The 25564-nt window shown below is 74.5% G+C and carries 22 protein-coding genes; 8 read left to right on the top strand and 14 right to left on the bottom strand.

The genetic code is table 11. The annotated features are described in order from the left end of the window. Nucleotides 1-36: 36 nt before the first annotated feature. Nucleotides 37-1122, bottom strand: coding sequence for a trypsin-like peptidase domain-containing protein (locus E1266_RS00880; protein WP_132042634.1), 1086 nt, complete (start codon nucleotides 1120-1122; stop codon nucleotides 37-39). Between the two features lie 105 nt (nucleotides 1123-1227). Then, on the bottom strand, nucleotides 1228-2208 hold the full coding sequence (locus tag E1266_RS00875) for a phosphotriesterase (protein WP_132042632.1): 981 nt from the start codon (nucleotides 2206-2208) through the stop codon (nucleotides 1228-1230). Nucleotides 2209-2338: 130 nt separating this feature from the next. On the opposite strand from E1266_RS00875, the gene E1266_RS00870 reads away from it, so the two are divergent. Further along, nucleotides 2339-2980 carry a TetR/AcrR family transcriptional regulator gene (locus E1266_RS00870; protein WP_243718150.1) on the top strand — a complete coding sequence of 214 codons (642 nt, stop codon included), beginning with the start codon at nucleotides 2339-2341 and terminating at the stop codon, nucleotides 2978-2980. Here E1266_RS00870 and E1266_RS00865 read toward each other — a convergent pair. The 7 genes from E1266_RS00865 to grpE all read right to left on the bottom strand — a co-directional run bounded on the left by E1266_RS00865 (nucleotide 2969) and on the right by grpE (nucleotide 14692). Further along, nucleotides 2969-4249 (bottom strand): multidrug effflux MFS transporter, encoded by a 1281-nt coding sequence (locus tag E1266_RS00865; RefSeq protein WP_132042628.1) that lies wholly within the window; start codon nucleotides 4247-4249, stop codon nucleotides 2969-2971. The two genes, E1266_RS00870 and E1266_RS00865, sit on opposite strands and share 12 nt — an antisense overlap. A 128-nt stretch (nucleotides 4250-4377) precedes the next feature. Then, nucleotides 4378-6114, bottom strand: a complete 1737-nt coding sequence (locus tag E1266_RS00860; RefSeq protein WP_132042626.1) for a hypothetical protein — start codon at nucleotides 6112-6114, stop codon at nucleotides 4378-4380. Nucleotides 6115-6117: 3 nt separating this feature from the next. Next, nucleotides 6118-8379 carry a hypothetical protein gene (locus tag E1266_RS00855; RefSeq protein ID WP_132042624.1) on the bottom strand — a complete coding sequence of 754 codons (2262 nt, stop codon included), beginning with the start codon at nucleotides 8377-8379 and terminating at the stop codon, nucleotides 6118-6120. Between the two features lie 2 nt (nucleotides 8380-8381). After that, nucleotides 8382-9659 carry a GTPase gene (locus tag E1266_RS00850; RefSeq protein ID WP_243718149.1) on the bottom strand — a complete coding sequence of 426 codons (1278 nt, stop codon included), beginning with the start codon at nucleotides 9657-9659 and terminating at the stop codon, nucleotides 8382-8384. After that, nucleotides 9656-12310: a hypothetical protein gene (locus E1266_RS00845; protein WP_132042622.1), complete on the bottom strand. Its 2655-nt coding sequence runs from the start codon at nucleotides 12308-12310 to the stop codon at nucleotides 9656-9658. Before E1266_RS00845 ends, E1266_RS00850 begins: the two co-directional genes overlap by 4 nt. Before the next feature lie 26 nt (nucleotides 12311-12336). Continuing rightward, nucleotides 12337-13920, bottom strand: a complete 1584-nt coding sequence (locus E1266_RS00840) for an Hsp70 family protein (RefSeq protein ID WP_132042620.1) — start codon at nucleotides 13918-13920, stop codon at nucleotides 12337-12339. A 7-nt stretch (nucleotides 13921-13927) separates the two neighbouring features. Next, nucleotides 13928-14692, bottom strand: coding sequence for a nucleotide exchange factor GrpE (grpE, locus tag E1266_RS00835; protein WP_132042618.1), 765 nt, complete (start codon nucleotides 14690-14692; stop codon nucleotides 13928-13930). Nucleotides 14693-14946: 254 nt separating this feature from the next. Here grpE and E1266_RS00830 point away from each other — a divergent pair, with 254 nt between their 5' ends. Beyond that, nucleotides 14947-15591: an ACT domain-containing protein gene (locus E1266_RS00830; RefSeq protein ID WP_132042729.1), complete on the top strand. Its 645-nt coding sequence runs from the start codon at nucleotides 14947-14949 to the stop codon at nucleotides 15589-15591. A gap of 18 nt (nucleotides 15592-15609) precedes the next feature. Here E1266_RS00830 and E1266_RS00825 read toward each other — a convergent pair whose 3' ends face one another. Beyond that, nucleotides 15610-16527: a carbohydrate kinase family protein gene (locus E1266_RS00825; RefSeq protein ID WP_132042616.1), complete on the bottom strand. Its 918-nt coding sequence runs from the start codon at nucleotides 16525-16527 to the stop codon at nucleotides 15610-15612. Nucleotides 16528-16598: 71 nt separating this feature from the next. On the opposite strand from E1266_RS00825, the gene E1266_RS00820 reads away from it, so the two are divergent. The 3 genes from E1266_RS00820 to E1266_RS00810 are packed head-to-tail and all read left to right on the top strand — an operon-like array spanning nucleotide 16599 to nucleotide 18573. Next, nucleotides 16599-17243: a class II aldolase/adducin family protein gene (locus E1266_RS00820; RefSeq protein WP_132042614.1), complete on the top strand. Its 645-nt coding sequence runs from the start codon at nucleotides 16599-16601 to the stop codon at nucleotides 17241-17243. Nucleotides 17244-17303: 60 nt separating this feature from the next. Further along, entirely contained in the window at nucleotides 17304-18107 is an 804-nt protein-coding gene (locus E1266_RS00815) for an enoyl-CoA hydratase (protein WP_132042612.1), read from the top strand. 31 nt (nucleotides 18108-18138) lie between these two features. Continuing rightward, on the top strand, nucleotides 18139-18573 hold the full coding sequence (locus tag E1266_RS00810; RefSeq protein ID WP_132042610.1) for a TIGR03668 family PPOX class F420-dependent oxidoreductase: 435 nt from the start codon (nucleotides 18139-18141) through the stop codon (nucleotides 18571-18573). On the opposite strand, the gene E1266_RS00805 is transcribed toward E1266_RS00810, so the two are convergent. Together E1266_RS00805 and E1266_RS00800 are read right to left on the bottom strand one after the other, a co-directional pair. Next, nucleotides 18570-19568 (bottom strand): ADP-ribosylglycohydrolase family protein, encoded by a 999-nt coding sequence (locus E1266_RS00805; RefSeq protein WP_243718148.1) that lies wholly within the window; start codon nucleotides 19566-19568, stop codon nucleotides 18570-18572. The two genes, E1266_RS00810 and E1266_RS00805, sit on opposite strands and share 4 nt — an antisense overlap. Before the next feature lie 15 nt (nucleotides 19569-19583). Further along, entirely contained in the window at nucleotides 19584-20384 is an 801-nt protein-coding gene (locus E1266_RS00800; RefSeq protein WP_243718147.1) for an AraC family transcriptional regulator, read from the bottom strand. Between the two features lie 63 nt (nucleotides 20385-20447). Here E1266_RS00800 and E1266_RS00795 point away from each other — a divergent pair, with 63 nt between their 5' ends. Then, the gene (locus E1266_RS00795) at nucleotides 20448-20858 is read left to right on the top strand and encodes a DUF2000 domain-containing protein (RefSeq protein ID WP_132042608.1); all 411 of its coding nucleotides are present in this window, start codon (nucleotides 20448-20450) and stop codon (nucleotides 20856-20858) included. Here the strand turns inward: E1266_RS00795 and E1266_RS00790 are convergent. Next, entirely contained in the window at nucleotides 20833-21930 is a 1098-nt protein-coding gene (locus E1266_RS00790; RefSeq protein WP_132042606.1) for an acyl-CoA dehydrogenase family protein, read from the bottom strand. The genes E1266_RS00795 and E1266_RS00790 overlap by 26 nt on opposite strands. Nucleotides 21931-22020: 90 nt before the next feature. Continuing rightward, nucleotides 22021-22263, bottom strand: a complete 243-nt coding sequence (locus tag E1266_RS00785) for a hypothetical protein (protein WP_132042604.1) — start codon at nucleotides 22261-22263, stop codon at nucleotides 22021-22023. Between the two features lie 331 nt (nucleotides 22264-22594). Here E1266_RS00785 and E1266_RS00780 point away from each other — a divergent pair, with 331 nt between their 5' ends. Next, entirely contained in the window at nucleotides 22595-23023 is a 429-nt protein-coding gene (locus E1266_RS00780) for a hypothetical protein (protein WP_207945346.1), read from the top strand. A gap of 6 nt (nucleotides 23024-23029) precedes the next feature. Beyond that, nucleotides 23030-25414, top strand: a complete 2385-nt coding sequence (locus E1266_RS00775; protein WP_132042602.1) for an NACHT domain-containing protein — start codon at nucleotides 23030-23032, stop codon at nucleotides 25412-25414. Nucleotides 25415-25564: the final 150 nt, after the last annotated feature.

The following is a 25564-nucleotide window of genomic DNA, read 5'->3' as shown; positions in this document are numbered from 1 at the left end:
GGCGATCCGAGCCGGTCGGATGCCGTCCGGCGGGCGCTACTGGGGAGGGCCCTCGGCAAGGCGGATCGTGGCGGACACGGCGGCGCCCTGGGCGGTCGTCCACTCCAGCTGGACGACATCGCCCGGATGGTGGGCCAGCATCAGCGTCGTCAGGGTGGTGGGCGAGTCGACGCCCCGGCCGTCGAAGGTGACGATGGAGGCTCCGACCGGAATGCGCGCGGCCTCCGCGGGGGAGCCGGGCACGACCTCGGCGACGACGGCGCCCTGCGAGTTGCGGTTGGAGCGGACCTTGACGCCCAGCATGGCGGTCGGCCCGATGTGCACGGTGATGGACGACTCGCCGCGCTGGATCTGCCGGGCGACGTCCAGGGCCCGGTCGGACGGGATCGCGTACCCGCGGTGGTTCTTGTTCTTTTCCGCGTCCTTCGAGAGGCCGGCGGACGCGGCGGTGTTGATGCCGATCACCTTGCCGTCCGTGTTCAGCAGCGGCCCGCCCGAGTCGCCCGGCTCGATCGGCGCGTCGGTCTCGATCAGGCCGCTGAGCCGCTCGGTGGTGCCGCTGCTGTCGTCGCGGGCGGTGACGGACTGCTCCAGGGCGGTCACCTCGCCGGTGACGACCCGGGGCTTGCCGCCCTCGCCGCCCGCGTTGCCGACGGCGGTGACCGTGTCGCCGACGCCCACACCGGACGCCGAGGCGAACGCGGCGGCCTTGAGCCGGGTCGCGCCCTCCAGCCGGATCACCGCGATGTCGCCCGCGCGGTCGTAGCCGACGACTTGCGCGGTGTAGGTGCGGCGGTTGTCGGTGTCGGTCCCCCTGATCCTGGTGGCGCCCCTGATCACGTGGTTGTTGGTCAGCACGAGCCCGGAGGCCGTGAGCACGACCCCGGTCCCGGCGGCGCGGGTGCCGCGCAGGTCCTGCTCGGTCTCGATGTTGACGACGCCGGGGCGGCGGCCGCTGGGCTTGGCGTTCTTGCTCTTCGGTGACGCGGTGACGGGCGGCGGGACGTCCTCGGTCGTCCCGCCCCCGACGATCCGGCAGCCGGGGACGAGCAGGGCCAGCAGCGTGACCAGGAACAACACCGTCACGGCACGGATGCCGCGACGCGGGGTGTCTTCGGGCACCGGCCGCCTCCCTCACTGTCCTCCCCATGATTTCCCGAAAAGCGGCGATTAGTCGTTCATGGAGGACGATCGTGACCAGGTGGTCGCCGGCGCGCGCCGGAACGCTCAGCGGGTGAAGTAGCGCCGCGGGTTGGCCACGAGCATCTGGTCGATCCGGGCGTCGCCGACGCCGGCGGCGCGCAGGGCGGGCAGCACGTCGTCGGTGATGTGCCGGTAGTGCCAGTTCGGCTGCATCGCCGGGACCGTCGCCGGGTCGGGGCCGAACCAGTCGATGAAGCAGCTCGCGTCGTGGCTGAGCACGATCCGGTCGGCGTAGCCGCGCTCGCACAGGGCGGCGATGGTGGCCACCCGGTTCTCGGTCGGGTTGATGATGTCGAGGCCGAAGCGGTCCATGCCGAGGATCGCGCCGGAGTCGGCGAGCTCCGCCAGGTAGTCGAGGTCGTTGCTGTCGCCCGCGTGCCCGATCACGACCTTGGTGAGGTCCACGCCCTCCTTGCCGAGCAGGTCGACGACCGTCCGGCCCGCGTGGATGGAGCTCTCGGTGTGCACGGTGAGCGGCGCGCCCGTCTCGCGGTGCGCCCCGGCGACGGCGCGCAGCACCCGCTCGACGCCGGGGGTCAGCCCGGGGGCGTCCACGGCGCACTTGAGGAACGCCGCCTTGACGCCGGTGCCGCCGATGCCCTCGGTCAGGTCGCGGACGAAGTCGGCGATCATCGGGTCGGGGCCCACGTCCAGCATCGTGCCGGGGCCGCGGTGGTGGAACTGGAACGGCACGTCGTTGTAGGTGTAGATCCCCGTCGCCGCGATGATGTTGAGATCCGGCACCTGCTCGTTGATCCGCTGGATCCGCGGGATGTAGCGGCCGAGGCCCCACACGGTCGGGTCCGCGATCGTGCGGATGCCGCGGTCCGCCAGCTCGCGCAGCTTCGCGACCGCGTCGGCGACCTTCTCGTCCTCGTCCCACCAGTCGCCCGCGCCGTAGTTCTGGACGTTCTCGGTGCCGAGGACGAAGACGTGCTCGTGCATGAACGTGCGGCCGAGTTCGCCGACCTCCACGGGGCCGCGGACGGTCTCCACTGCGGGCATGGGCTCTCCTCTGTCCGGGCACCGTACGGCTCTGTACGGCCACGAGGTGCATACCGACCGGTCGGTTTTCTGGCAAGCTATGACGTGGGACACATCGGAGTCAATGCCCCCGCGGACGGGAGGTGCCCAGGTGACGGACACGGCAGGGCCCGGCTCGGCGGGCCCCAGGTCGGCGGGGCCCGTGCGGTCGAGCGCGGTCGAGCGGCGCATCCTGGACGCGGCGCTCCGGCTGTTCGCCGAACGCGGCTTCGACGGGACGTCCGTGCAGGGCATCGTGGAGGCCGCCGAGGTCACCAAGGGCGCCCTCTACCACTACTTCGACTCCAAGGACGACCTCCTCTACGAGATCTACCACTCGCTGATCGCCCGGCAGCTCGCCGACCTCGGCGACGTCCTGGCGCGCGGGCTGCCGCCCCGCGAGGCCGTCCGCGCGGTGCTGACCGGGCTGATCCGCAGCACGGCGGAGCACATCGACGAGGCGAAGGTCTTCTCCCGCGAGATGCACCGGCTGGACGGCGCCCGGATGCGCTCGGTCCGCGCCGACCGCCGCCGCTACCACGTGACGTTCCGCGGCCTCGTCGAGAAGGGGCAGCGGGACGGCGTGTTCAGCGACGCGACCCCCGCCGAGACGGTCACGATCGTCGCGCTCGGCATGGTGAACCAGATGCCGTCCTGGTACCGGGCGGACGGCCCGAAGCCCGCCGCGCGGCTCGCCGACGAGGTCGCCGGGTTCATCCTGACCGCCCTTGAAGGCGGCGCGTCAGCCCGGTGAAGGCGGTGCCGCCCCGGTGTCCTGCCGGGCGTCCGCCCCGCGGTCCCGCGGGGCGCGGGTGGCGGTCGCGGTGACGAGGGACGCCAGCACCGCGAGCGCCGCGATCGACACGGCCATCGGGACGGCGGTGTCCGGCCCGGCGATCCCGGCCAGCGGCGCGGCGGCCCCGCCCAGCGCGAACTGGGTGACGCCGAGCAGCGCCGAGGCGCTCCCCGCCACCTCGGACGCCGGGCCCGTCAGCGCCAGCGCGGTCGCGTTCGGCAGCACGAAGCCCTGCCCGGAGGTGACCAGGAACAGGGCGGGCAGGACCCCGTAGACGCCCGCGCCGGTGAAGACGGAGGCCAGCAGGACGGCGCCGCCCGCCGTCATCATGCCGAGTCCGACGGCCAGCAGCAGGCGCAGCCGCACCCGCCCGGCGAGCCGGCCGCCGATCTGCGCGGCGGTCACGGTCCCGAGGGCGTTGACGCCGAAGGCGATGCCGAACGTCTGCGGCGACAGCCCGTAGATGTCCTGCAGGACGAACGGCGACCCCGAGATGTAGGTGAACATCGCCCCGAACGACAGGCCGATGGTCAGCGCGTACCCGGCGAACATCCGGTCGGCCGCGAGGCCCCGGAACGTGCGCACCGTCGCGCGCAGCCCGCCCGTCGCGCGGCGCGCGGGCGGCAGCGTCTCCTTCACCCCGAGCAGCGCGCCGAGGAACAGCGCGACGCCGACCCCGGACAGGACCGCGAACAGGCCCGGCCACGGCATCAGCCGCAGCAGCTGGCCCCCGGCCACCGGCGCGAGGATCGGGGCGAGCCCGGTGACCAGCATCAGCGTCGAGAAGAACCGGGCGGCGGCCACGCCCCGGTAGAGGTCGCGGACGATCGCCCGCGCGATCACGATCCCGGCGGCCCCGGTCGCGCCCTGCACCACCCGCAGCGCGATCAGCGTCTCCACGGTGGGGGCGGCGGCGCACAGCAGCGACGCGGCGGCGTAGGCGGCCAGCCCGGCCAGCAGCGGCCGGCGCCGCCCGAGCGAGTCGCTGAGCGGGCCCGCCACCGCCTGCCCCGCGGCGAGGCCGGCGACGCACGCGGTCAGCGTGAGCTGCGTCTGCATCGCGCCCGTCGACAGGTCGCCGGCCAGTGCGGGCAGCGCGGGCAGGTACAGGTCGATCGACAGCGGCCCGATGGCCGTCAGCGACCCGAGGATGAGGATGAGCCAGAGCCGCCGGTCCATCCATCCGCCGGTCGCCGTCTCGGCGGCTGGATCGGCCGTCTGGGTCATGATCGCCTTCCGTTCGGGGGGCCGCGGGCGGACGATTGCCAAAGAACGTCCAATCCGATGATGGATCTATATCTTCCTGCTCATCAGGGTGTGCTCGATCACGGGCAGGACATTCGGCGCAGGAGGGGTCAGAAGGGGAAGCGCTCCGCGGCGGCGACCACCGCGCCGGTGACGGTCGCCACCGTGACGGCCGACACCCCCGCGAGGACCGCCCAGCGCCCGGCCTGGTAGCCGAGCGGGACGCGGTCCGGACCGCGTCCCCGCACCGGCCACGGGGCGCGCAGCGGGGCCGTCCCGGGCAGCTCCTGGGCGGCGTCGTCGGGCGGCCGGACGCCGTTCGCCGCACCGGCGGGCGCCAGGCCGGTCACCCAGCCGAGCAGGTCGGCGACGTCCGCGGGCTCCGTCGCCAGGCCGGACGCGAAGTACCGCACCTGCCCCGCGAGCTGGTCGAGGGTGCGGACGGTGTTGCCGAGGCCGATGTCGCCGAGCCATTCGCGCAGCCCGGCCTCGTCGTCCGGTCCCGCGCCGGTCAGGAAGCGGCCGATCTCGGTGCGGGCCAGCAGGTCGGTCTTGGTGACGACGACGGCGACCCGCTTCTGGTGCCCCTGGTCCGGGCGGGACCGCAGCTCGTTCAGCACCCGCTGCAGCGTGTCGGCCGGGTCCTCCTCCGACGACGCGGCGGACCGGTCGACGAGATCCCGCTCGTCCCCGGTCAGGGAGCCGCGCAGCTGGGGGAGGGCGAACGGGTCCACGACGAACAGCAGCGCCTCGCTGTGCTCCAGGTAGCGCAGCGACTCGACCTCCGTGGCGCCCGTGTAGTGCTCGCCGGCCGGGTCGAACAGGTAGAGGATCCGCCGGGCGCGGCCCGGGAGCTCCACGTCCACCATGGTCGCGAGCGGCAGCTCCGGCCCCGTCTTGGCGAGGCGCCCGCCGCGCTGGAACTCGCGGATCGCGCCCGCGTACGCCTGCGCGTGCCGCTGCTCCACGAACGCGAGCCGCCCGTGGACGGCGCGGGCCCGCGCGTGCAGGGCGCGGATCCCCAGGACCATGAACGTGGTCTTCCCGGCGGCCGGGCCGCCGACGAACGGCAGCGGCTCCACGCGGACCCGCCCGATCCGCTCGGGGAGCCGCCCCCCGCAGTGCGGGCAGTGCGCGGCCAGCCGGAAGCGCCCGAGCGGGACGGTCGTGGGCAGCCGCGCCCCGCAGCGGCACACGTGGCGGAACGCGCCGCGCGACCCGGGGGTGAGGCGGGGGTGCCGCGCCCCGCACCCCGGGCACTCGTACTCGGGCAGCCCGATGCGCTCGTAGCAGAAGGGGTGCGGGCAGGTCTGCAGGATCCTGCCGTACATCATGAAGAGGCGCTCCACCGCCGCCAGGACGAGCACGCACAGCAGCCACACCGCGAGCCCCGTCGCGGCCACCAGCCCGTAAAGGACGGTGAGCGCGAGCACGAACACGGCGGCCGGCACGGAGGCGGCCACGATGCCCGCGCACAGCGCCAGCCAGACCGGGAAGACGAAGAAGCCCCAGAACCCGCCGAGCAGCAGCCGGGTCAGGCGGACGAGGACGGCCCGCGCGGTCCGGTACACCTGCGGCACGACCGTGCGGCTGATCGTCCACCAGTCGCGCCACACCTGGCCGAGCAGGTAGTGCCGGTAGGCGATCTTCGGCTCGGCGACCGGCGACGGCCCTTCGAGGGTGGACGGCGCGAGCGTCCGGCACGCGTGCAGGTAGTACAGGCTCAGCGCGGCGACCCCGGCGACGACGAGCGTCGCGGCGAACAGCACCGGGAACACGTACATGAAGCCCAGCCACATGGCCGCGCCCCACACGGCGATCAGCAGCAGCACGAGGATGGGATGCACGGCTCACCTCCCCCCGCGGGAGGAGTCGCCCTCGGCGAGGAGGTCCCGCAGCGCGGCCCGCAGCCGTGGGCTGCGCTCCAGGCGGACGTCGAGCTGCCGGCTCGCCAGCCACCGGCCGGCCGCCGCCCGCGCCCACGCCTCCAGGGCCGGTTCGGCGGCGCCGCGGGTCTTCATCCGCAGCACGACCTCGACCAGGTCGTTGCGCTGCTCGGCCTCGCCGCCGCGCAGCGGGGCGCGGCCCGCGCGGGCGCGTCCGGGCAGCTCCTCGGTCCACCGCTCGCCGAGCCGGGCGCGGACGGGCGCGGGCAGCGCGGCCAGCAGCTCCGCCCGGAACGCGGGCGGCCGCCGGCACAGCCGCCGCGCCGCCCCGACGAACGCCTCGCCCGCGAGCTGCGCGGTCGCGCCGCCGGCGTCCGCGATCTCCGCCAGCGCCCGCGCCGCCCGCGCCGGGCCCGCGGTGATCGCCGTCCCGTACGCCTGGACGAGGGCGGCGTCGCGTCCGGCGCGCCCGCCGGGCAGGACCTCCCGGACCCGCTCGGCCAGCCGCAGCGCGGCCGGGTCCGCCAGCCCGTCGCCGCCGGGGAACGCGAGGCGCGTGAACGTCCGGGACGGCAGCCCGGCCAGCGGGGCGCGGGCCGCCATCGCGTCGCCGTGGGCGTCCAGCAGGCCCTCGCACTCATCGGCGGACGGCGGAACCCGCCAGACCTCGTCGAGCGCCGCGTCCAGCACCGCGACAAGGGCCGTGTCGGGGTCTCCGTCCAGCCGGAGCAGCTCCCCGGTGATCTCGATCCGGCGTTCCGGATGCCGCCGCCCGACGGACGCGAGCACGGCGCCGCCGACGGCGGGCACGGCGCGCAGCCGCTCGGGGTGCCCGTGCAGCAGGTCGCAGTTGCCCGGCGTGAGCGCCGCCGCGCGCTCCCGCTCGCCGGCCTCGGCGAGCCCGGCGAGCACCCCGTCGAGGAGGGCGTCGCGCAGCCCCTCGGGGCAGCCGGCGAGCGCCGCGGCGAGGCCGGGGTCGCCGCGCCGCGCGCACCGCGCCGCCGCCGCCGCGACCTCCGCCGGATCGAGCTCCACCCTGGCCTGCTCCGCCACCCCCGCCGCCGCCGTGATCTCGGCCAGGCCGGACGCCTCGGCCAGCGCGTCCGAGACCCGCTCGCCGACGCGCAGCGAGCACTGCCGGGCGACGTCCGCCGCCCCCGCGGCCCGCGCCCGCTCGTGCAGGGCGAGCGCGAGGTCCAGCCCCATGGACGGGACGCCGGGGACGAGGTCGCGCCACACCCATTCGGGTATCCCGGACCCGCGCCGCGACAGCAGCTCCGCCGCGGCGCCCTCCTCGGCCGCGGTGACGGTCGCGTCGCCGCGGCAGAGCGCCAGCAGCGCGGCGGCGCCCTCCTGCGCGGGGTCGGCCGGCGGTGCCAGCTCGCCGAGGGCGTCGAGGCCGGCGAAGTCGGGGCCGCGCCAGCAGCCGGCGACGGTCCGCGCGAAGCGGCTCGTCCCGCCGGCCGGGACGCCCTCGCGGAGGTCGAAGGCGCGGGCGTGCGAGGCGCGGTGCCGGACGGCGGCCCAGATCGCGGGCGTGGTGCCGACGAGGCGCTGCGCGGCGCCGTCCGGGTCGGCGGTGTAGGTGACGAACGACAGCCGCGCCGCCGCCGCGACCGGCAGCGAGTACGACACGACCGCGATCCAGCGGGCGATCAGCTCGACGTCGTCGGAGACGAGGACGACCCGGCCGTGGCCCTGCCCGAGGACGCCCGCGACGGCGTCCACCAGGTGCCCGAGCAGCGCGTAGGGGTCGTCCCGCCCGGACTCGGCGAGCCACGCGGCGAGCGACTCCGGGTCGAGCGCCGCGCCCGGGGCGAGGTCGTCCAGGGTGTCGAGTACCGCCGTCTCCGGTGCCGGGAGGTGCGCCCAGTGCGGCGCGGACCACAGCTCGGCGGGGCGCAGGCCCTCCAGCTCGTCCGGCTCGGCGACGACCGCGTGCGCGAAGAAGTTGCCGTAGCGGCCCGAGTAGTCCCGGCCGAGGTAGCGGCACCGCAGCAGCAGCGGGCGCCCGTCCACCCGGTCGTACAGCAGCGAGACCGGGAACAGCCCCAGCTCGGAGTCGTCGGGCGACAGCGGCGCGTCGGGCGGCGGCCGGTACGCCAGGTACGGGGTCACGCCCGCCCGGACCCCGTCGGGCAGGCCCGGCGTCTCGGCGACGAACTGGAACCCGGCCCGGCCGGTGGGCCCGCTCCGGGCGGAGGTGTAGTGCAGCTGCCACGCCACGGCTACGCCCCTCCGGGACGGACGCCGTCGAGCATCCCGAACCGGTGCAGCAGCCACAGCAGCGGGTCCTCGGCCCGGTACGGCCGGACGCCGCCCGCGCCGACGCGCTCGCCCTCCGGCGCGGCGCCGAGCGCCGACAGGCCGAACAGCGCGTGGTCGGCGAACTGCTGCCCGAGGTAGGTGTCGAGCTGGCCCGCCTGCCACTCGTGCAGCAGCGACCGGACCTGCTCGTTCACCGCGTCCCTGTCGTCGAGGTCCAGCACCCCCTGGCCGGACCGGGACCGGTGCAGCGCCGACTGCTCCAGCAGCCCCGGCCGCAGCATGTCGATCTTGGTGAGGGCGACCGCGACGGGCACCGGCAGCGGCTCGCCGGGCCGGGTGCCGTGCCGCTGCCGGAGCGTCTCGGTGACGCGGGCGATGACGTTCAGCGGCTCGCTGTCCGGGTCCGCGGAGTGCGGACCGCCGGACGCGCCGGGCGCGCCCGGGACGCCGTCGCGCACGCCGGAGCGGGCGCCGGGCAGCTCCAGCGGGTCGACGAGGAAGATGACCGCGTCCGCCGCCTCCAGGTACCGCAGGTGCAGGTCGGTGGCCTCGCGGCTGCGCAGGTCCTCGCCCGCCGTGTCGAACAGCACCAGCGCGAGCGAGTCGTTGCGCGGGCGGGAGAAGCGCCCCCTGCGCGTCCGGGTGAGCAGGTACACCAGCGGCTCGCGGGGGCCGGTGGCGGCGCTCGCCGTCGTCGGCAGCAGCCGCCGCTCCTCCAGCAGCGGGCGGGCGAAGTCGCGCTTGTACCGCTCGATCGTCCGGTCGTCGCACGCCACCAGCGACGCGTCCAGCTCCGTCCCGACCCGGTTCATCAGCTCGTGCAGCAGGACCGCGATGTAGGTGCTCTTGCCCGCGTTCTTCGCCCCGACGAGCGCGACGATCCGGCCGGGGGAGTCGCAGTACGCGGACGGGAGCGGGTTGTGGCACTCCGGGCAGGCGCGGTTGCCGGTCGGGAGCCCGCAGTCCGGGCAGTCCGCGCGTCCCGCGCGCCCGGACGCGGCGAACACCGGCGGCAGCGACGCGCCCGCCGTCGACCCGGTGTACGCGGCGAGCTCCTCGTCCAGGACGGGGGCGCAGCCCTGCCGCCGCCCCGACTGGCCCCGGCACCGGAACAGGATCCGCTGCGGCGCGACCGACGCGAAGCAGTACGGGCACGTGACGCCCTTCCTGGATCCGCGCGGCCTGGCCGGGCGGTGCAGCGACCCCGCACCGGGCACGCGGGCGAGCGGTCCGGTCATCGCCGCACCCGGAGCCGGCGGACGGGGGGATCGCTCAGCGCGACGGCGTCGTCGTCGGCGAAGCAGCGCAGCCAGTACGGCGCGGCGGCGGCCGGCGCGTCCAGCGACAGCTCGCCCGGCACGGGCACCTGCTCCCACCGGCCGAGCGTCTCCCCGTCGGCGGGCCGGTGCGGCATCACCCGCCCGGTGCGCAGCACCAGCGCGAGCCGCGCCAGCCGCAGCGGGCGCGGCGAGGTGAGCCGGACGGTCAGCGTCCGCCGCCACGGCGGCCCGGACCGCAGCACGTCGTAGCGGACGACCGTGCGGGCCGCGACCTCGGCGGTCACCGGCGGCCCGGTCACCCGGGAGCCGCCCACCGTCCCGGCCGCCGCGACCGACAGCTCGACCGGCTCGTCCTCGGGGACGGGCAGCCTGACGCCGCCCTGGGTGTCGTAGGCGGCGCGGGTCACGACCTCCCCGGCCGCGGCGGCGGGCCGCGGCTCGGCGCCGATCCGGTACGCCAGCTCGACCTCCGTGACGTCGGGCGGCCAGTCGAACCCGACGTGCACGTGGTCGCCGCGCCGCTCGGCGACCAGGCGGCGCGGCGGCGGCAGGTTCACGTGCCGGTGGTAGGCGCCGATCGCGGCGGTGCCCTCGGCGACGGTCACCGCGAGCAGCCATCCGCTGGCGCCCGGCCGCACCGCGAGCCCGCCGGGGACCGGGGTGCACGCCAGCCGCCGCGTCTCGCGCCGGACCTCCTCCAGCGGGACGAGCGCGCTGCGCGGCCACGGCGGCGGCTCCTCCGCCAGCACCAGCTCGGCCGTCCCGCTGCCGGGCGCGCCGAACGCGACCCGGACCAGCCCCGGATCCGACGCGTCGGTCTCGGCGGACAGCTCGTACACAGGCTCGGGCGGGGCGCTCGGGGTGGCCGACGCGCGCACGCCGTCCGTCACGACCTCGCGGCCGGCGGAGTCGAGGTAGACCGCGCAGATGCGGTAGTGGTGCGTCCGGCCGTTGGGGACGCGCTCGCGGAACCCGTCGCGTCCCGCCGGGACGGCCCGGCCGTCGCGGACGACGACGACCCGCGCCGCCTCCGCGGGGCAGCGCCACCGCCCCGTCACCTGGCCGTCCCCGGCCAGCAGCTCGACCTCGGCCGGGTCGGGCCGCACCAGCAGCGGCCCCGCCACGGCCGGCGCGGCGGCGGCGTCGCCGCGCACCGCGACGACGCCGTAGTACAGCGGCACGTTCACCGGCGGCCGCTCGTCCAGCGGCCCGCCCAGCGGCTCCCCGTCCCGGACGTCGCGCGGCGCCCGCCCGGTCCGCCGCACGACCTGGTGGAGGACCTCGCCCGCCGTGGAGGGCGACGCCTCCCACGACAGCCGCACGGTGGCGCCGTCCACGTCCGCGCGCACCGCCGGGACGGGACGCGGCGGCAGCCGGCGCTGGTGGGCGGCCGCACCGGGCAGGTCGCGGACGAGACGGAGCGCGTCGGACAGCAGCCGGTGGGCGCGGTCCGGGTCGCGCTCGGCCGCCGCGGTCTCGCGGAGGCGGAGCGCGGTGTCGAGGCGGTGCCGGGCCTCCGCGGCGAGGACCGCCTCCTCCGGCGCCTCGGCGCCCCCGGCGGTGCGGGGGAGGCCCGAGGCGTCGGCCAGCTCGGCCGCCGCGAAGACCTCGCCCGCGTCCAGCAGCGCGCGCAGCCGCCCGGCGAGCCCGCCGCCCGGCCCGGTCTCGCGGACGACGGAGAACACCATGCGGCGCGCGTCGCCCTGGTCGACGCCGAGGTCCTCGGTCGCGTACCGCAGCAGCGCCCGCTCCGAGGCCCGCTGCCGCAGCCGCTCGCGCAGCCGGTCGGCCACGTCGTAGCGGAGCAGTTCCGGCAGGTCCGCGCCCGACCGCAGCGCCGCGAGGACGGTGTCGGCGTGGGTGGTGCTCGTGTCGCGGCTGCGGCGCGCCCACGTCGCACCGGCGGCCGCGACCGCGTCGGCGTCGAGCCGCAGGTCGCCGCCGGGCGCGGCGAACCCGTCCAGCAGCCGGATCGGGCCGGTCAGCCGCTGCCCGAACAGGAAGTCGGCCAGGTGGCGCTTCCCGAGGACGTCCAGCGACTCCTGGACCTTCCGGAACGCCGGGTAGGGCGCGGCGGTGGGCAGCGCGTCGGGCTCGCGGACCTCGATCCGGTCGTCGGCGGCGAGCCGCTCCAGCTCGGCGCGGGCCACCCCGCCGGTCCGCGCGATGCCCTCGATCTCGGCGGGCGTCACCATCTTCAGCGTCCCCGCCGCGTCGGTGAGCCGCGCGCGGGCCCGGCTCCGGCGCCGCTCGCCCCGCTCGCGCCCGCCGCGCAGCCGCGCGTCCAGCGGGCGCAGGTCGCCGCGCTCGGCGGCGGTGAACAGCGGGGCCAGCTCGCGGTGCTCGGCCTCCAGCCGGTCGATCAGCTTGCGGTACTTCAGCTGCCCGCGGGCCCGCCGCCAGCACTGCCGCACCTGCTTGACCCGTGCCGCGACCTCGGGCCCAGTGAGCCCGTCGAGCGAAGTCCCTCCATTGAATGGCGGGGGGTGGGGGCTGGCGGACGGTCCGTCGGCGAGCGCGTACCGGACGCGCAGATCCTCGGGGGGCTGGTCGCCCGCCGCCCGCGCGGGCTCCAGCACCTCCCGCCGGTAGTCGTCGTCGAACGCCACGGGCGCCTCCAGGGTCCGGGGGGCGATCAGCTGACCTGGACCCTGGAGAGGGCCTTCCGGGAGCGCTCGACCTCCTCCTCCGACATGCCGCCGACGTCGACCTTCAGCTCCAGCCGCTCGCCGGTCTCCTTCTCCACGGCGGTGACGTTCAGCAGCCCGGACGAGTCGAGCGCGAACGTGACGCCGATCGGCCAGCCCGCCTTCTTGCCCGGCGGGACGCGGATCTCCCCGGTCGCGATCTCGGTGTTGTCGATCAGGTCGGCCGACTCCACGACCCCGGCCTGCTCCATCACCCGGATGTCGGCGGACCGCTGGTCGTCGTAGACGGTGAAGAAGTCCTCGGTCTTCGCCGCGGGCAGCTCGTCGTTGGCGTGCACGAGGTGCGCGACGTTCTCGGCGCCGGTCTCCCGGTCGACCACCACGATCCCGAACGCGTGCGACGCGACGGTCTTGATCTGCCGCCCGGCGATCTGCTTCTGCTGCTCGGCGGACAGGCCCGCCCTGCTCGCCATCTCCTCGGCGCGCTCGGCGGCGCCCTCCCGGACGAGCCGCCGGTAGGTCTCCTCGAACGCGTACAGGGCCGCGCCCTTGGCGACCGCGAGGTCGGGGTCCTGCAGCCGGGGGGCGAGGCCCAGCTCGGTCTCCAGCCGCGCCGCGACGACCGGCATCTTCGTGGACCCGCCCACGAGGACGAGGTCGTCGTAGTCCTCGACGTTCTTGTCGGCGGCGGTCGCCAGCGTCCGGCCGGTGATCTCGATGGTGCGGTCGAGGAGGTCCTTGGTGAGCTCCTCCAGCTTCTCCCGCGTCACCTCGACCGACGCGACCCGCCCGCCGTGCATGACGCGCACGGTGTGCGAGGTGCGGGTGGTGAGGGCCTTCTTGGCGTCCTCGGCGTCGCGGCGGAGCTGCTGCTCGGTCTGCTTGTCGTCCAGCGGGTCGCCGGCGTCGGGGTGCTCGGCGCGGAACCGCTCGGCGAGGTGCTCGACGAGCCGCGCGTCCCAGTCGGCGCCGCCGAGCTCGTGGTCGCCGTCGGTGCACACCACCTCGATGTGCCCGCCGCGCAGCGTGATGACGGTGGTGTCGAACGTGCCGCCGCCGAGGTCGTACACCAGGATCGTCCGGTCCTGCTCGGGGTTCAGGACGCCGTAGGTGATCGCGGCGGCGATCGGCTCGGACACGATGTCGATGACGTTCAGCCCCGCGATCCGGCCCGCCTTGCGGGTCGCGTCGCGCTCGGCCGCGCCGAAGTAGGCGGGGACGGTGACGACCACGTCGCGGGCCTCCTCGCCCGTGGTGGTGCGCGCGTCCGTCGCGAGCTTCAGCAGGATGAACGCCGACAGCTCCTCGGGGGTGAAGTCGATCCCGTGGATGGGGCGGGTGACGTCCCGGCCCATGTCGCGTTTGACGAGGCTGACGACGTTGTCGGGCTCCAAGACCGCGGTGTCCTTCGCGGTGGCGCCGACGATGACGTTCTCGCCGCTCTCGAAGTAGACGACGGACGGGGTGGTGTCGGTGCCCTCCAGGTTGCGCAGGACCGCCGGCCGGCCGACGTCGTCGATGGAGGCAATGCAGGAGTACGTGGTTCCGAGGTCGATCCCGTAGACAGCCATGTCCCTCTCACCTATCGGTACCGAGTGCGCTGTTCGTCTTCCCGCTGCTGGTCTTCGCGCTGTTCGCCTGCCCGCTGTTCATCGTCGCGCCGCGGGCGGCGCCGCGCAGCCGGTTCGAGCCGTCCCCGGCCGGGCGGCCGGCCCCGTTCGCGCCGGTTCCGGGGGCGTCGTCCGCCTTGTCCCCGGCGTCCTCGTCCCCGACGCCCTTGTTCGCGGCGTCCTCGTCCGCGGCGTCGTCGAGCCTGCCGACGCTGACCGCCGCCTTGCGCAGGACCTTCCCGCTCTGCTCGAACCCGTCGGACTGGACGGCCGTGACGGTGCCGTCGCGCATCCGGTCGCCGACGGGCGTCACCGCGACCGGCCGGTGCCGGGAGGCGTCGTAGGGCGCGCCCGGCTCGACCGTGAACCTCTCCACGCCGAGCCGTGCCAGCGCGTCGGCGACGTCGTCGGCCACCGCCTGCAGCAGCTGGGCCGTCTGCTCCGGGCCGGGCGGGTCGGCCAGGCCGGGGTCGGCGAGCCGGGACGACTCGCGGCGGGCCTGGTCGTGCAGCCGGTACAGCGCGGCGCGGACCGGCTCCAGCATCGCCTGGAGCTCGCCGCGCCGGAGCCGCTGGTTCTCCTCGTGCAGCCGGTCGATGACGGCCTCGCGGTGCGCGGCGCGCTCGTGCTCGCGGTCGAGCCGCGCGGCCAGCCCGGCCAGCGCGTCCCTGACCTCGGCCTGGAGCACCGCGCCCGGAGGCCCGGCCGCTTCCGGCGAGGCGTCACCGGGCATGCCGTCGCCCGGCTCCGGATCCGCACCGGACTCGTTCCTGACTGGGGGGTCCCCGTCCCTCGACACGTAGAGTTACCTTAATGCTGGGCGGCGTGAGGCGATAGGCCGACTGATGACCTTCACCGGACTCTAGTTTGACCGTTACCCGCATTCCAGCACCGGCAACGCCGCCGTTTTGTCGTGGCGACACCTTTGGGTAACACCAGGGAAACGGGGTTCGGCGAGGGTGGTGGCAGCGGAGAGCGGAGGTGGCCATGTTGCTGCGGATACGTGTAAGGCTGCCCGACCGTCCGGGGTCGCTCGGGCAGGTGGCCCGGACGCTGGGGGCCGCGGGCGCCGACGTCGTCCAGATGGCGGTGCTGGAACGCGGCAACGGCCGCGCGATGGACGACTTCACGGTCGTCTGGCCCGCGGGGGCGGGCACCGAGCGGCTCGCCGAGGGGATCGGCTCGGTCCCCGGCGTGGAGGTCGCCGGGATCTGGCCGACCGCGGAGCCGCAGGGCGCCTGCCCGGACGCCGCCGTGATCGGGCAGGTCGCGGCCGTCCCCGAGCGCGGCCCGGAGATCCTCGCCGACGCCGTGCCCGCCATCCTGAGCGCCGACTGGGCGGGGCTCGCCGAGATCGGGCACGGGGGCCGGGCAGTGCTCGTGCACGCCAGCGTGGGCGGCGCGCCCGGCGCCGGGCTGCCGGGCCTGCTGCCGCTGCGCCCGCGGGCGTTCACCGCGGCGGACGGCGCGCAGTACGCGGTCTGCCCGCTCGCGAAGGGCACCCTCGCGCTGGTCGTGGCCCGGACGGGCGCCCCGCCGTTCCACCGGACGGAGGTGTCCCGCCTGGAGCAGCTCGCCGGCGCGGCGGACGCCGTCCTCACCGGGGACCGCGCCGGACGGTCGGCCGTCTGACCGGCGGCGTCGCCCGGCTCAGTTCAGCAGGGCGAGCGCCGCCTCCAGGTCCGTGAGGCAGGCGTCGGAGCCGAGGCCCTGCGCGACGGTCGCGGCCGCCGCGGTGCCCCAGCGCGCCGACTCCAGGACGTCCCGCCCCCGCGCGAGCCCGGTGATGAACCCGGCGCAGTAGGCGTCGCCGCAGCCGGTGGTGTCGACGACCTCGACCGGCAGGGCGGGCAGCCGCTGCACGCCCGCGGCGGTCGCGACGAGGCTGCCGGCGCCGCCGAGCGTGACGACGACCGTCCGCGGCCCCCTGGCGAGCAGGGCGCGGGCGGCCTTCTCCGGGTCGTCGTGCCCGGTCATCTCGGCGGCCTGCTCCTCGTTGGGCAGGAAGTGGTCGACGTGCGGCAGGAACGCCGCGGCGCCGGTGAGCAGGTCGGGCATGGTGGACAGCAGGTCCATGGTCACGACGGTGCCGGTCCCGCGGGCGTGGGCGAGCATCTCGAAGAACGCGGGGTCGTTGAGGCCGAACGTGACGTCCGGGCCGCCGAGGTGGACGAGGTCCGCCGCGGCGAGCAGGCCGGGCCCGACCGCGCCGGCGGTGAGGGTCAGGTTGGCGCCGGGCACGTGGAAGCTGGGCCGCCCGCCGTCCGGCCGGATCGGCAGGATCGACGCGCTGGTCTGGTCGGCGGTCCGCCGGACGAGCCCCCGCACGTCCACGCCGTTCCGCTCCATGATCTTCACCAGCAGGTCGCCGAGGTCGTCGTCGCCGATCGCGCCGACCGAGATGACGTCGTTGCCGAGCCTGGCGAGGGCCACCGCGGTACCGGCGGCGGCGCCCGCCGCGGTCACCCTGATCTCGTCCACGACAACGGTGCCCTGCCCCTCCGGGATGCCCTCGACGGGCCGCGCGAGCACGTCGAGGATGTGCGCGCCCAGTGTTACAACCGTCATGACCAGACCCCTTAAAGATCGTCAGGGCCGTAGCGTACGCGGTGCAGGCCCGGGACGTGAGAGGTGTTCGCATGTTGCTGAAGGACGAGCGGGACGAACTGTGCGGGATCGGCCGGCGGCTCGCCGGGACCGGCCTGGTCACCGGGTCGGCCGGGAACGTCAGCGTCCGCTCGGGCGACCTGGTCGCGGTCACGCCGGGCGGGATGATGCTCGACCGGATGGCGCCCGCCGACTGCCCGGTGGTGGACATGTCGGCGCGGCTGGTCGAGGGGGAGCGGGCGCCGTCGTCGGAGACGCCGATGCACCTCGCCCTGTACGAGGCGACCCCGGCGGCGGCCATCGTGCACACCCACTCGACCTACGGCGCCGTCGTGGCGACGACCATGTCGGAACTGCCGCCGATCCACTACAACACCCTCCTGCTGGGCGGCGTGGTCAAGGTCGCCGAGTACGCCACGTACGGGACGCCGGAGCTGGCGGAGAACGTCCGGGCGGCCATGGCCGGGGGGAAGCGCGCCGCGCTGATGGCGAACCACGGCGGCGTCGCCATCGGCCGCGACCTGGACGAGGCGTTCGAGAACGCCCGCCTCCTGGAGTGGCTCTGCGGCGTCTACGTCCGGGCGAAGGCGATCGGCGAGCCGCGCGTCCTGACGGACGAGGAGCTGGCGCGGGTCGTCGAGCGCGGCCTCACGCCCCCGGAGTTCCCGCGCGTGTAACCTAACGCTTGTTAGGTCAATCGCCAGGTCACCGTCGCCGCCACCGTGCCGGGAGGTCCCTTGCCCTTCGTCCTCGTCGACAGGCCGCGCCCGCACGTCGCCCTCATCACCCTCAACCGGCCCGAGCGGATGAACGCGATGGCGTTCGACGTCATGATCCCCTTCCGCGAGGCGCTGGAGGAGGTGAGCCGCGACAACGGGGTCCGCGCCGTCGTGATCACCGGGGCGGGGCGCGGCTTCTGCTCAGGCGCCGATCTGGAGAACCCGGGCCACATCCCCGGCATCGACGGGCTCACCCTCCCCACCATCGCGCTCCGCTCGATGGAGCTGCTGGACGACGTCGTCCGCGCGCTGCGCCGCGTCCACCAGCCGGTCATCGCGGCGGTCAACGGCCCGGCGATCGGCGGCGGGCTCTGCCTGTCGCTGGCGGCCGACATCAGGCTCGGCTCCGACACCGCCCTGTTCCGCGCGGCGGGGATCAACAACGGCCTCACGGCGAGCGAGCTCGGCCTTAGCTACCTGCTGCCGCGCGCCATCGGCTCCTCCCGCGCCTTCGAGATGATGCTGTCGGGCCGGGACGTGGACGCCGCCGAGGCCGAACGCATCGGCCTGGTCTCCCGCGTCGTCCCGGGGGACAAGCTCCTGGACGCCAGCTACGAGCTCGCCGAGCGGATCGCCGGGTTCAGCCGTCCCGGGACCGAGCTGACGAAACGGATGCTGTGGTCCAGCCTCGACGCCGCCAGCCTGGAGGCCCACATGGGCCAGGAGGGCCTCGCGCAGCTCTACGTCCGGCTCACCACCCACAACTTCGAAGAGGCGATCAAGGCCCGCAGGGAGAACCGCCCGCCCGACTTCCAGGACTGACGGGCGGGCGGCGGCGTGGCACGCTGAAGGGGTGCCGAAGCTCTCCCCGCACGACGCGCGCCGCCTGCTGGCGGCGGTCCCCGTCCTGCGCCTGGCGACGGTCGGGGAGGACGCGCGGCCGCATATCGTCCCGGTGACGTTCGCCGTCCACCGAGGGAGCGTCTACACGGCCGTCGACCACAAGCCGAAGAGCACGCGGGATCTGCGGCGCCTGGCCGACATCCGCGCCAACCCGCGCGTGGCGCTGCTGGCCGACCACTACGAGGACGACTGGGACCGGCTCTGGTGGGTCCGCGTGGACGGCCACGCGAGCATCGTCGAGGACCCCGCGAGGATGGCGGAGCCCGTCCGGCTCCTCGCCGCCCGCTACGCCCAGTACCGCGACCGCCCGCCCGAGGGGCCCGTCATCGCCATCACGATCGAGGGCTGGACGGGCTGGGCCGCCGAGTCTCCGGCGGCCTCCTAGTCCCAGGCTCCGCCGATCCTCGCGAGGTCGGCGGCGTACTCGATGCGGGCGGACCACCCGTCCGGCCAGGCGCCCATGCCGAGGCGCGCACCCGCGAACGCCCCGGCCAGGCAGGCGATCGAGTCGGAGTCCCCGGAGCTGGCGGCGCCGCGGCGGATCGCCCCGGCCGGCTCGTCCGGGAAGAGCAGGAAGCACAGCAGGCCGGTGGCGAGCGCCTCCTCCGCGACCCAGCCCGCGCCCGTGACCGCGCACGGGTCGGACGCCCGGTCGCCGGCCGCGAGGGCCTCGTCCAGCCGGTCGAGGACGGCGAGGCACTCGTCCCAGCCGCGGGCGATGAACGTCTCGGGCGCGTCCATGCCGGGCCGCTGCCACAGCTCGCCGAGCCAGTCCCCGTGGTAGGCGGTGCGCTGCTCGTGGCAGCGGGCGCGGAGCGCGGCCGGCAGGTCGGCGGGGTCCATCCCGTCGGCCAGCCACCGGACGGCGAACGCCGTGAGCTCGCTGGCCGCCAGCCCGGTCGGGTGGCCGTGCGTGAGCGCCGCCTGGAGCTGGGAAGCGCCCGCCCGCGTCTCGTCCGACAAGCCGGGGGCGAGCCCGACCGGCGCGACGCGCATGTTCGCGCCGCAGCCCTTAAAGCCCGCCACGGTCGCCTCCACCCAGGGCTTGCCGGCGGCGAGACCGCGGCACGCCTTCAGGCAGGTGTTGCCGGGGGCGCGGTCGTTGTCCGGGCTGTCGAGCCAGTCGACGAACCGCCGCCGCCACATCGGCGTGATCAGATCGGGGGTGAGGGGAGGGTTCTCCAGGGCGTCCAGAAGCGCCAGCCCGACCGCGATCGCCATCTGCGTGTCGTCGGTGACCAGCGCGGGGTCGCCGTCGAGGTCCGCCGGGCCGTGCTCACCGAACCGCCGTCCGATCTGCTTCATGGTGAGGAACTCGGTGGGCGCGCCGAGCGCGTCCCCGTACGCCAGCCCGAACATCGTCCCGCTCGCCCGTCTCATGGCGGGCATTCTTCCCTAACCGGCACGCTGGTAGCGGCCCGGCGTCATCCCGTAGCAGCGCACGAACCAGCGCGTCAGATGGCTCTGGTCGGCGAACCCCGTCGCCGCCGCCACCTCGCCGATCGCGTCGCCGCGCGCCAGCAGCCGCCGGGCCGCGCGCAGCCGGAGCTGGCGCTGGTAGTCGCTCGGCGCCATCCCGTACGCTTCCCGGAACCCCCGGTAGAGCGCGAACCGGCTGCAGCCGGCCGCCTCGGCCAGCTCGGCCGCGCCGACGTCGTCCAGGAACGACTCCTCGATCAGCCGCCGGGCCCGCTCGGCGAGGCCCGTGGCGGACGACGCGGCCACGCGCCGCGTCGCGGCCCGGTTCACCATCGCCCCGACCGCCGCCGTCAGCAGCTCGTCCCGCCGCAGCGCGGTCGCCCCGCCGAGCAGCGCCGCGTGGAGGGCGCGCAGGTTCCGCGCCAGGACGGGATCGCGCACCACCGGGGAGGCGAACAGCGGCGGCCGGGCCGGGCGGTCGGTGATGTCGGCCAGGACGTCCGCCACCAGCTCCGGGCCGATGTGCACCATCCGGTAGGTGAAGCCCAGCTCGTCGGCGGCGTGGCCGTCGTGCGGGTCGTCCGGGTTGAACGCGATGACCATCCCGGCCGCGCTCGTGTGGGCGCCGCCCCGGCACCGGAACGCCTGGTAGCCGTCCTCGGTGACGCCGAACGAGTACGTCTCGTGGCTGTGCCGGTGGTAGACGTGCCGCTCGAAATGCGCGTGCATCGCCTCCAGCGGGCGGTCGGGGGACCGCCAGTACCGGCTCCACTCCACCCCTCCAGTGTGGCGCACCAGCGTTCAAGACGTTCCGCCGCCGCGGGCGGCATCCTGGCCCCCATGCGCTTCGACACCAAGATCGGGATCGTGGTCCGCGACGACCTGGCGGCCTGGCAGCGGCTCAACGTCACCGCCTTCCTGGCGAGCGCCGTCGCGGGCCGTTTCCCGGACGTCATCGGCGAGCCGTACGAGGACGCGTCCGGCAACGCCTACCTGGCGATGTTCCGGCAGCCCGTCCTGGTCTACGAGGGGGACGCCGACGCGATCAAGCGGTCCCACGCGCGGGCCGTCGCCCGCGGCATGGACACCGCCGTCTACATCGAGGACATGTTCAAGACGGGCCACGACGAGGCGAACCGCGAGACCGTCCGCGCGGTCACCGCCGAGGAGATGCCGCTCGTGGGGTTCGGCGTCCACGGGCCGAAGAACGGCGTGGACAAGGTCCTCAAGGGGCTGCGCCTGCACCCGTGAGCCCGGCCGCCTCGGCGAGCCGCGCGCGGTGCCGGTCCGGCGTCCCGAACAGCTGCCGGGACGCCTGCGCCCGCTTGAAGTACAGGTGCGCGTCGTGCTCCCACGTGAACCCGATGCCGCCGTGCAGCTGGATCGCCTCGCCCGCCGTGTGGGCGTAGGCGTCGGAGCAGTACGCCTTCGCGAGCGCCGCCGCCGCGGGCAGCCCGGCCGGGTTCCCGTCCGCGGCGGCCGCCGCGTTCAGCACCGCCGACCGCGCCGACTCCACCAGCACGAACATGTCCGCGCAGCGGTGCTTGATCGCCTGGAACGACCCGATCGGCCGCCCGAACTGGTGCCGTACCTTCGCGTACTCGACCGTCATGTCGAGGGTCTTCTGCGCGCCGCCGAGCGCCTCGGCGGCCAGTGCCACGGCGGCGACGTCGAGGGCCCGGCGCAGCGCGTCCTCGCCGCCCACCCGGCGCGCCGGGACGCCGTCGAGCGTGATCCGCGCCAGCCTCCGCGTCTGGTCGAGCGTGGGCAGGGCCGACCGAACGAGGTTCGCGCCGTCCTGCACGGCGTAGACGCCGACGCCGTCCGCGCTCCTGGCCGCAACCAGGATCAGGTCGGCGATGTGCCCGTCGAGGACGAAATCCTTGGTGCCCTGCAGCACCCCGTCCTCGAACACGGTCGAGACGGAGCCGGGATCCCAGCTCCCGTCCTCCTCGGCCACCGCGAGGGTGGCGATGGTGGTGCCGTCCGCGATACCGGGCAACAGGTCATGGCCGCCCTCGCCGGCCTGGAGCGCGGCCGCGGCGGTGACCGTGGCGAGGAACGGCGCGCACACCACGGCCCGCCCCATCTCCTCGAACACGACCGCCAGCTCGCGCATCCCGTACCCGGCGCCGCCGTGCTCCTCGCCGATCGCGAGGCCCTGCAGCCCGAGCTGCTCCGCCATCAGCGCCCACGTCCGCGGGTCGTGGCCCTCGGCGGTCTCCATCAGCCGCCGCACCTCGGCGGAGGGGGAGCGGTCGGCGAAGAAGCGCCGCAGCGCGTCCCTCAGCTCCCGCTGTTCCTCGGTGACGACGAGCTGCATCCGGCTGGCCTCCCCGCGTGGACTGCTGTGCCCGGCCATCATGGCGCAGGCCCGCGCACCCGCCGGGGACGCTCCCGCCCACCGGGACGGTCAGGGCGCCCAGTCGTGCGGGCCGAGCTGGTAGCCCCTGCTGGTCGAATGCAGGTGGTTGATCGACACCAGGTGCCCGAGGGCGGCCCAGAGATCCTCCTCGGGGGCGCCGACGAGCCGCTCGATCGTGTCGAAGTCCGCCGCGCCGCCGTCCTTGTCGATCGTCGCGACGGTCTCGTACACGGTCAGCTCGAAGTCCGTCAGCTCCTGGACGTCTCCGCGTCTGTAGCTTCGCTCATCCATGGTTTGAACGTGCCCGTTCCCCGCACGTTCTACCTGCCGCACCGATGGTGGACGAGCCTCCGGACGAGGGACGGCGCCGTACTGCGCGGCCTCCTCGCCGGCCGGCCACGGCTCCGGCGGGGCAACATCGCGAGTAAGCACTATTGAGAATGAGCCGCCAGACCCAATGTTCAGGGGGCGGCTCGAACTCCGGCTCGCCGGTTTCCATGCGCTTGGCGATGCGGTCCTCATTGTGAGTAGTTCTGCATGCGGGTGGCCGCTCGCTCCCTCTAAGGTTGATCGCGACCGTTGCGGCGACTTCGGTTGTCTTGATCATTGGGGGAGGCGTTCCGTGTCCGGGGACATCGTGCGATTGGCCGCTGACGCCACCCCGTACGTGGTGGCGGCGGCCAGTGCTTACGGGGGTACGGTGCTCGCGCATACGCAGGAGCAGGCCGCGACCGCGACGATCGGTTTCGGGCGGCGGCTGGCACAGCGGATTTTCGGTGCACGGGCCGAGGACGAGGAGGTGCCCGAGGCCCTCGCCGATGTCATCGGCGATTCCGCGGACACCGACAATCAGGCCGCGTTGCGGAAGGCCATCCGCAAGGCGCTGGCCGATGACGAGAAGCTGGAGGCGGATGTCGCGCGGCTGATAAAAGAGGCGCGCGAGACCGGAATACAGGTGACGGCGACCGGAGAGCGGTCGGTGGCCGTGCACACCAACCACGGGACCATTGCCACCGGCGACCGCAACAATCTCCCGAGCGGCTCGCAGTGATCGGCCGTGACGGACGAAGAACCGGGGGCTGAGGAACCGGACGACTCGCCATCGGGCGCCGGTGTGCACGCCTCAGGGCCGCGTTCGGTGTCGGTGGGCACCAATTACGGCACCGTCAAGACCGGCGACGAGTGGTACCTGAACGTCGTGCCGGGATCCCGCCTGGACCACGCCGCCGTGCAATTGGCGAGCGGGATCCGTGCCCGACTCGAGAGGGAGATCGGACGCAGGAAGCTGCACAGTCCCGAACCGATCCGCGTCCGCTGGTCGCGTACCGGCCGGCCCGTCCAGGCTCGCGCGGAGGTCCTGGGTCTCGAGCAGCATGGGCTTCGCGGGGACGTCACCGAGATCTCCGCACTGATCCGGACGCTGCCCAAGCGGCAGGCCGTGGTGCTGGGGAAGCCGGGCTCGGGCAAGAGCGTCCTGGCCCTGCTCCTGGCCAGGGACCTGCTCTACGAACCGCGGCCCGATCAGCCGGTGCCGGTCCTGCTCTCGCTGTCGTCCTGGCGCCCCCGCATCACGCTGCGCTCCTGGATGGTCCGGCGGATCACGGAGCTGCAGCCGGAGCTGGCCGACCGGCGCGAGTTCGGCCGGAACGCCGTCGCCCGGCTGGTCGACGCGGGCCGCGTCATGCCCGTCCTGGACGGCCTGGACGAATTGCCCCCGGAGCTGCACGCCCACGCCATCGAGGCCATCGAGCAGACCGTCGGCGAGGGCGTCCCGCTGCTGGTGACCTGCCGCACCACGGAGTACGAGGAGTCGGTCAAAGAGACCGGCGGCTATCTCACCAAGGCCGCCGTCATCGAACTCGAACCGGTGGAGTACACCGCGGTGATCTCCTTCCTGGACCGCTCACAGCCGGCCGGGCAGCACCGTTGGGACCCGGTTTTCGACCACCTGCGCGCGGCGCCGGAATCGGTGCTGGGCCGCGCCCTGTCCAAGCCGCTGATGCTGGACCTGGCGCGTGCGGCCTACCGCTCGCCCGGTACGGATCCGGGCGAGCTGACGAAGATCGGATCGCAGGACCGCCTGGAAGGCCATCTTCTGGAGCGGTTCGTGCCGACCGTTTACGCCGAGGACCCCGGATGCCGGTACCGGCCCGGGAAGGCCCGGCGGTGGCTGGCGTTCATCGCCCGGCAGATGCAGGCGCACGACACGGTCGACTTCGCCTGGTGGCAGATCGAATCAAGGATCACCGGTCTCCTCGGGGCACTGGTCTACGGCGCCGTGGGCGGATGGTTCGTCGCCCGGCTCTGGGGCGCGGATGCCGGGGTGGTCCTCGGTGGCCTTGCCGCACTCCTGATCTTCGCGGCCCGTCGTTTCACCCGGGCCGGGATCGGAAGCCTGTTCCTCACCGACGATGCACCGCGCGGGCTGCGGTCCGTCCTGTTCCGATACCTGGTTCTCGACGTGCTGCTGGCCGGCGCCGTCGCAGCCCTCATCGGGTACGGTGCGTGGTCCTGGCTGCGCGGGGAGGTGCGAGCCCCGTCGGACGCCGTCCGTGACCTTTCCATCGCTCTCGCGGTGGGAGTGGGCTGCGCAAGCCTGTTGAACTCGCCCTGGGGCTCCTACCAGGTCTCACGGGCGTGGCTCGGGCTGACCAATCAGCTGCCCTGGCGGCTGATGAGGTTTCTGGACGACGCCCATGGCCGCGGTGTGCTGCGCCAAACCGGCGTAGTCCATCAGTTCCGGCACATCCGGCTCCGGGAGGAGCTGAGCGGATCCCTCCGGAAGCCCGGGCCGTACAAGGGCGCGGCGGATGCAGTCAATTGGTCCACGCGGAGCCAGCTCCGCCGGAAGATCCTGTTGTTCGCCATGCCCCCCGCCGTCCAGCTCTGGACACTGAGCGTCGGGTTGGTCGCCATTATCTTCCCGACCCTCTTCACCGCCGACGACGCTCCTCTGGACTACAGTTCCGGTGACCGGCCGCTGGAAAGAGTCGAGTATGTCTGTGCCGACGTCGGCCCGGACAGTTACAGCCCGAGCTGCACCGAAGTGCGCTTCCTGGACTGGAGGCTCCGGACTCCGCATTCCGTGCAGCGCACTGATCTGAAGATGGCCGAACCGAAGGGCGGGACGAAGCCCATCAATGCATTCGCCGGCCGACTGGAGGCCACCGGTTGCGCCGGAGCGTCAATTGAAGTCACCATGATCGTCCAAGGGATGGCTTCCAGGTTCGTCATGGCGGCCGGTGATGTGAGCCGTGCGCAGGAAAGGACGCGCCTTCCCCGACCCGTGGAGCCCATTGGCGTCCGGGCGTCCACAACATTGCGCAGGCTTGACCAAGAGCCGTGCGAAACGCAGCTCTCCTGGCGTTTCCCCGGAGTGCATTTCGATGATTGGGCCGGTATCCGGCAACGCCTCGAAGGCGAGTCTCGCGGCGCTTCTTAGGCGGTCTGCTCCCGCAGGTCGTCACGGGCCGGGCCGTGGTCGGCGGAGCTGCTGATCCCCGGGTCGGGATCGGGTTCGCCGCGCGGAGCGTAATGCACACTCCCCGCCACTCTCAAGGTATAGCGCACCGGGGGGCTTGCGGCAAGACCC

The organism is Actinomadura sp. 7K534 (genome assembly GCF_004348575.1).
GTDB classification, from domain to species: Bacteria; Actinomycetota; Actinomycetes; order Streptosporangiales; family Streptosporangiaceae; genus Spirillospora; species Spirillospora livida.
Note: the sequence above shows the minus strand (reverse complement) of the source record. Positions and strands in the feature narration are given on the sequence as shown.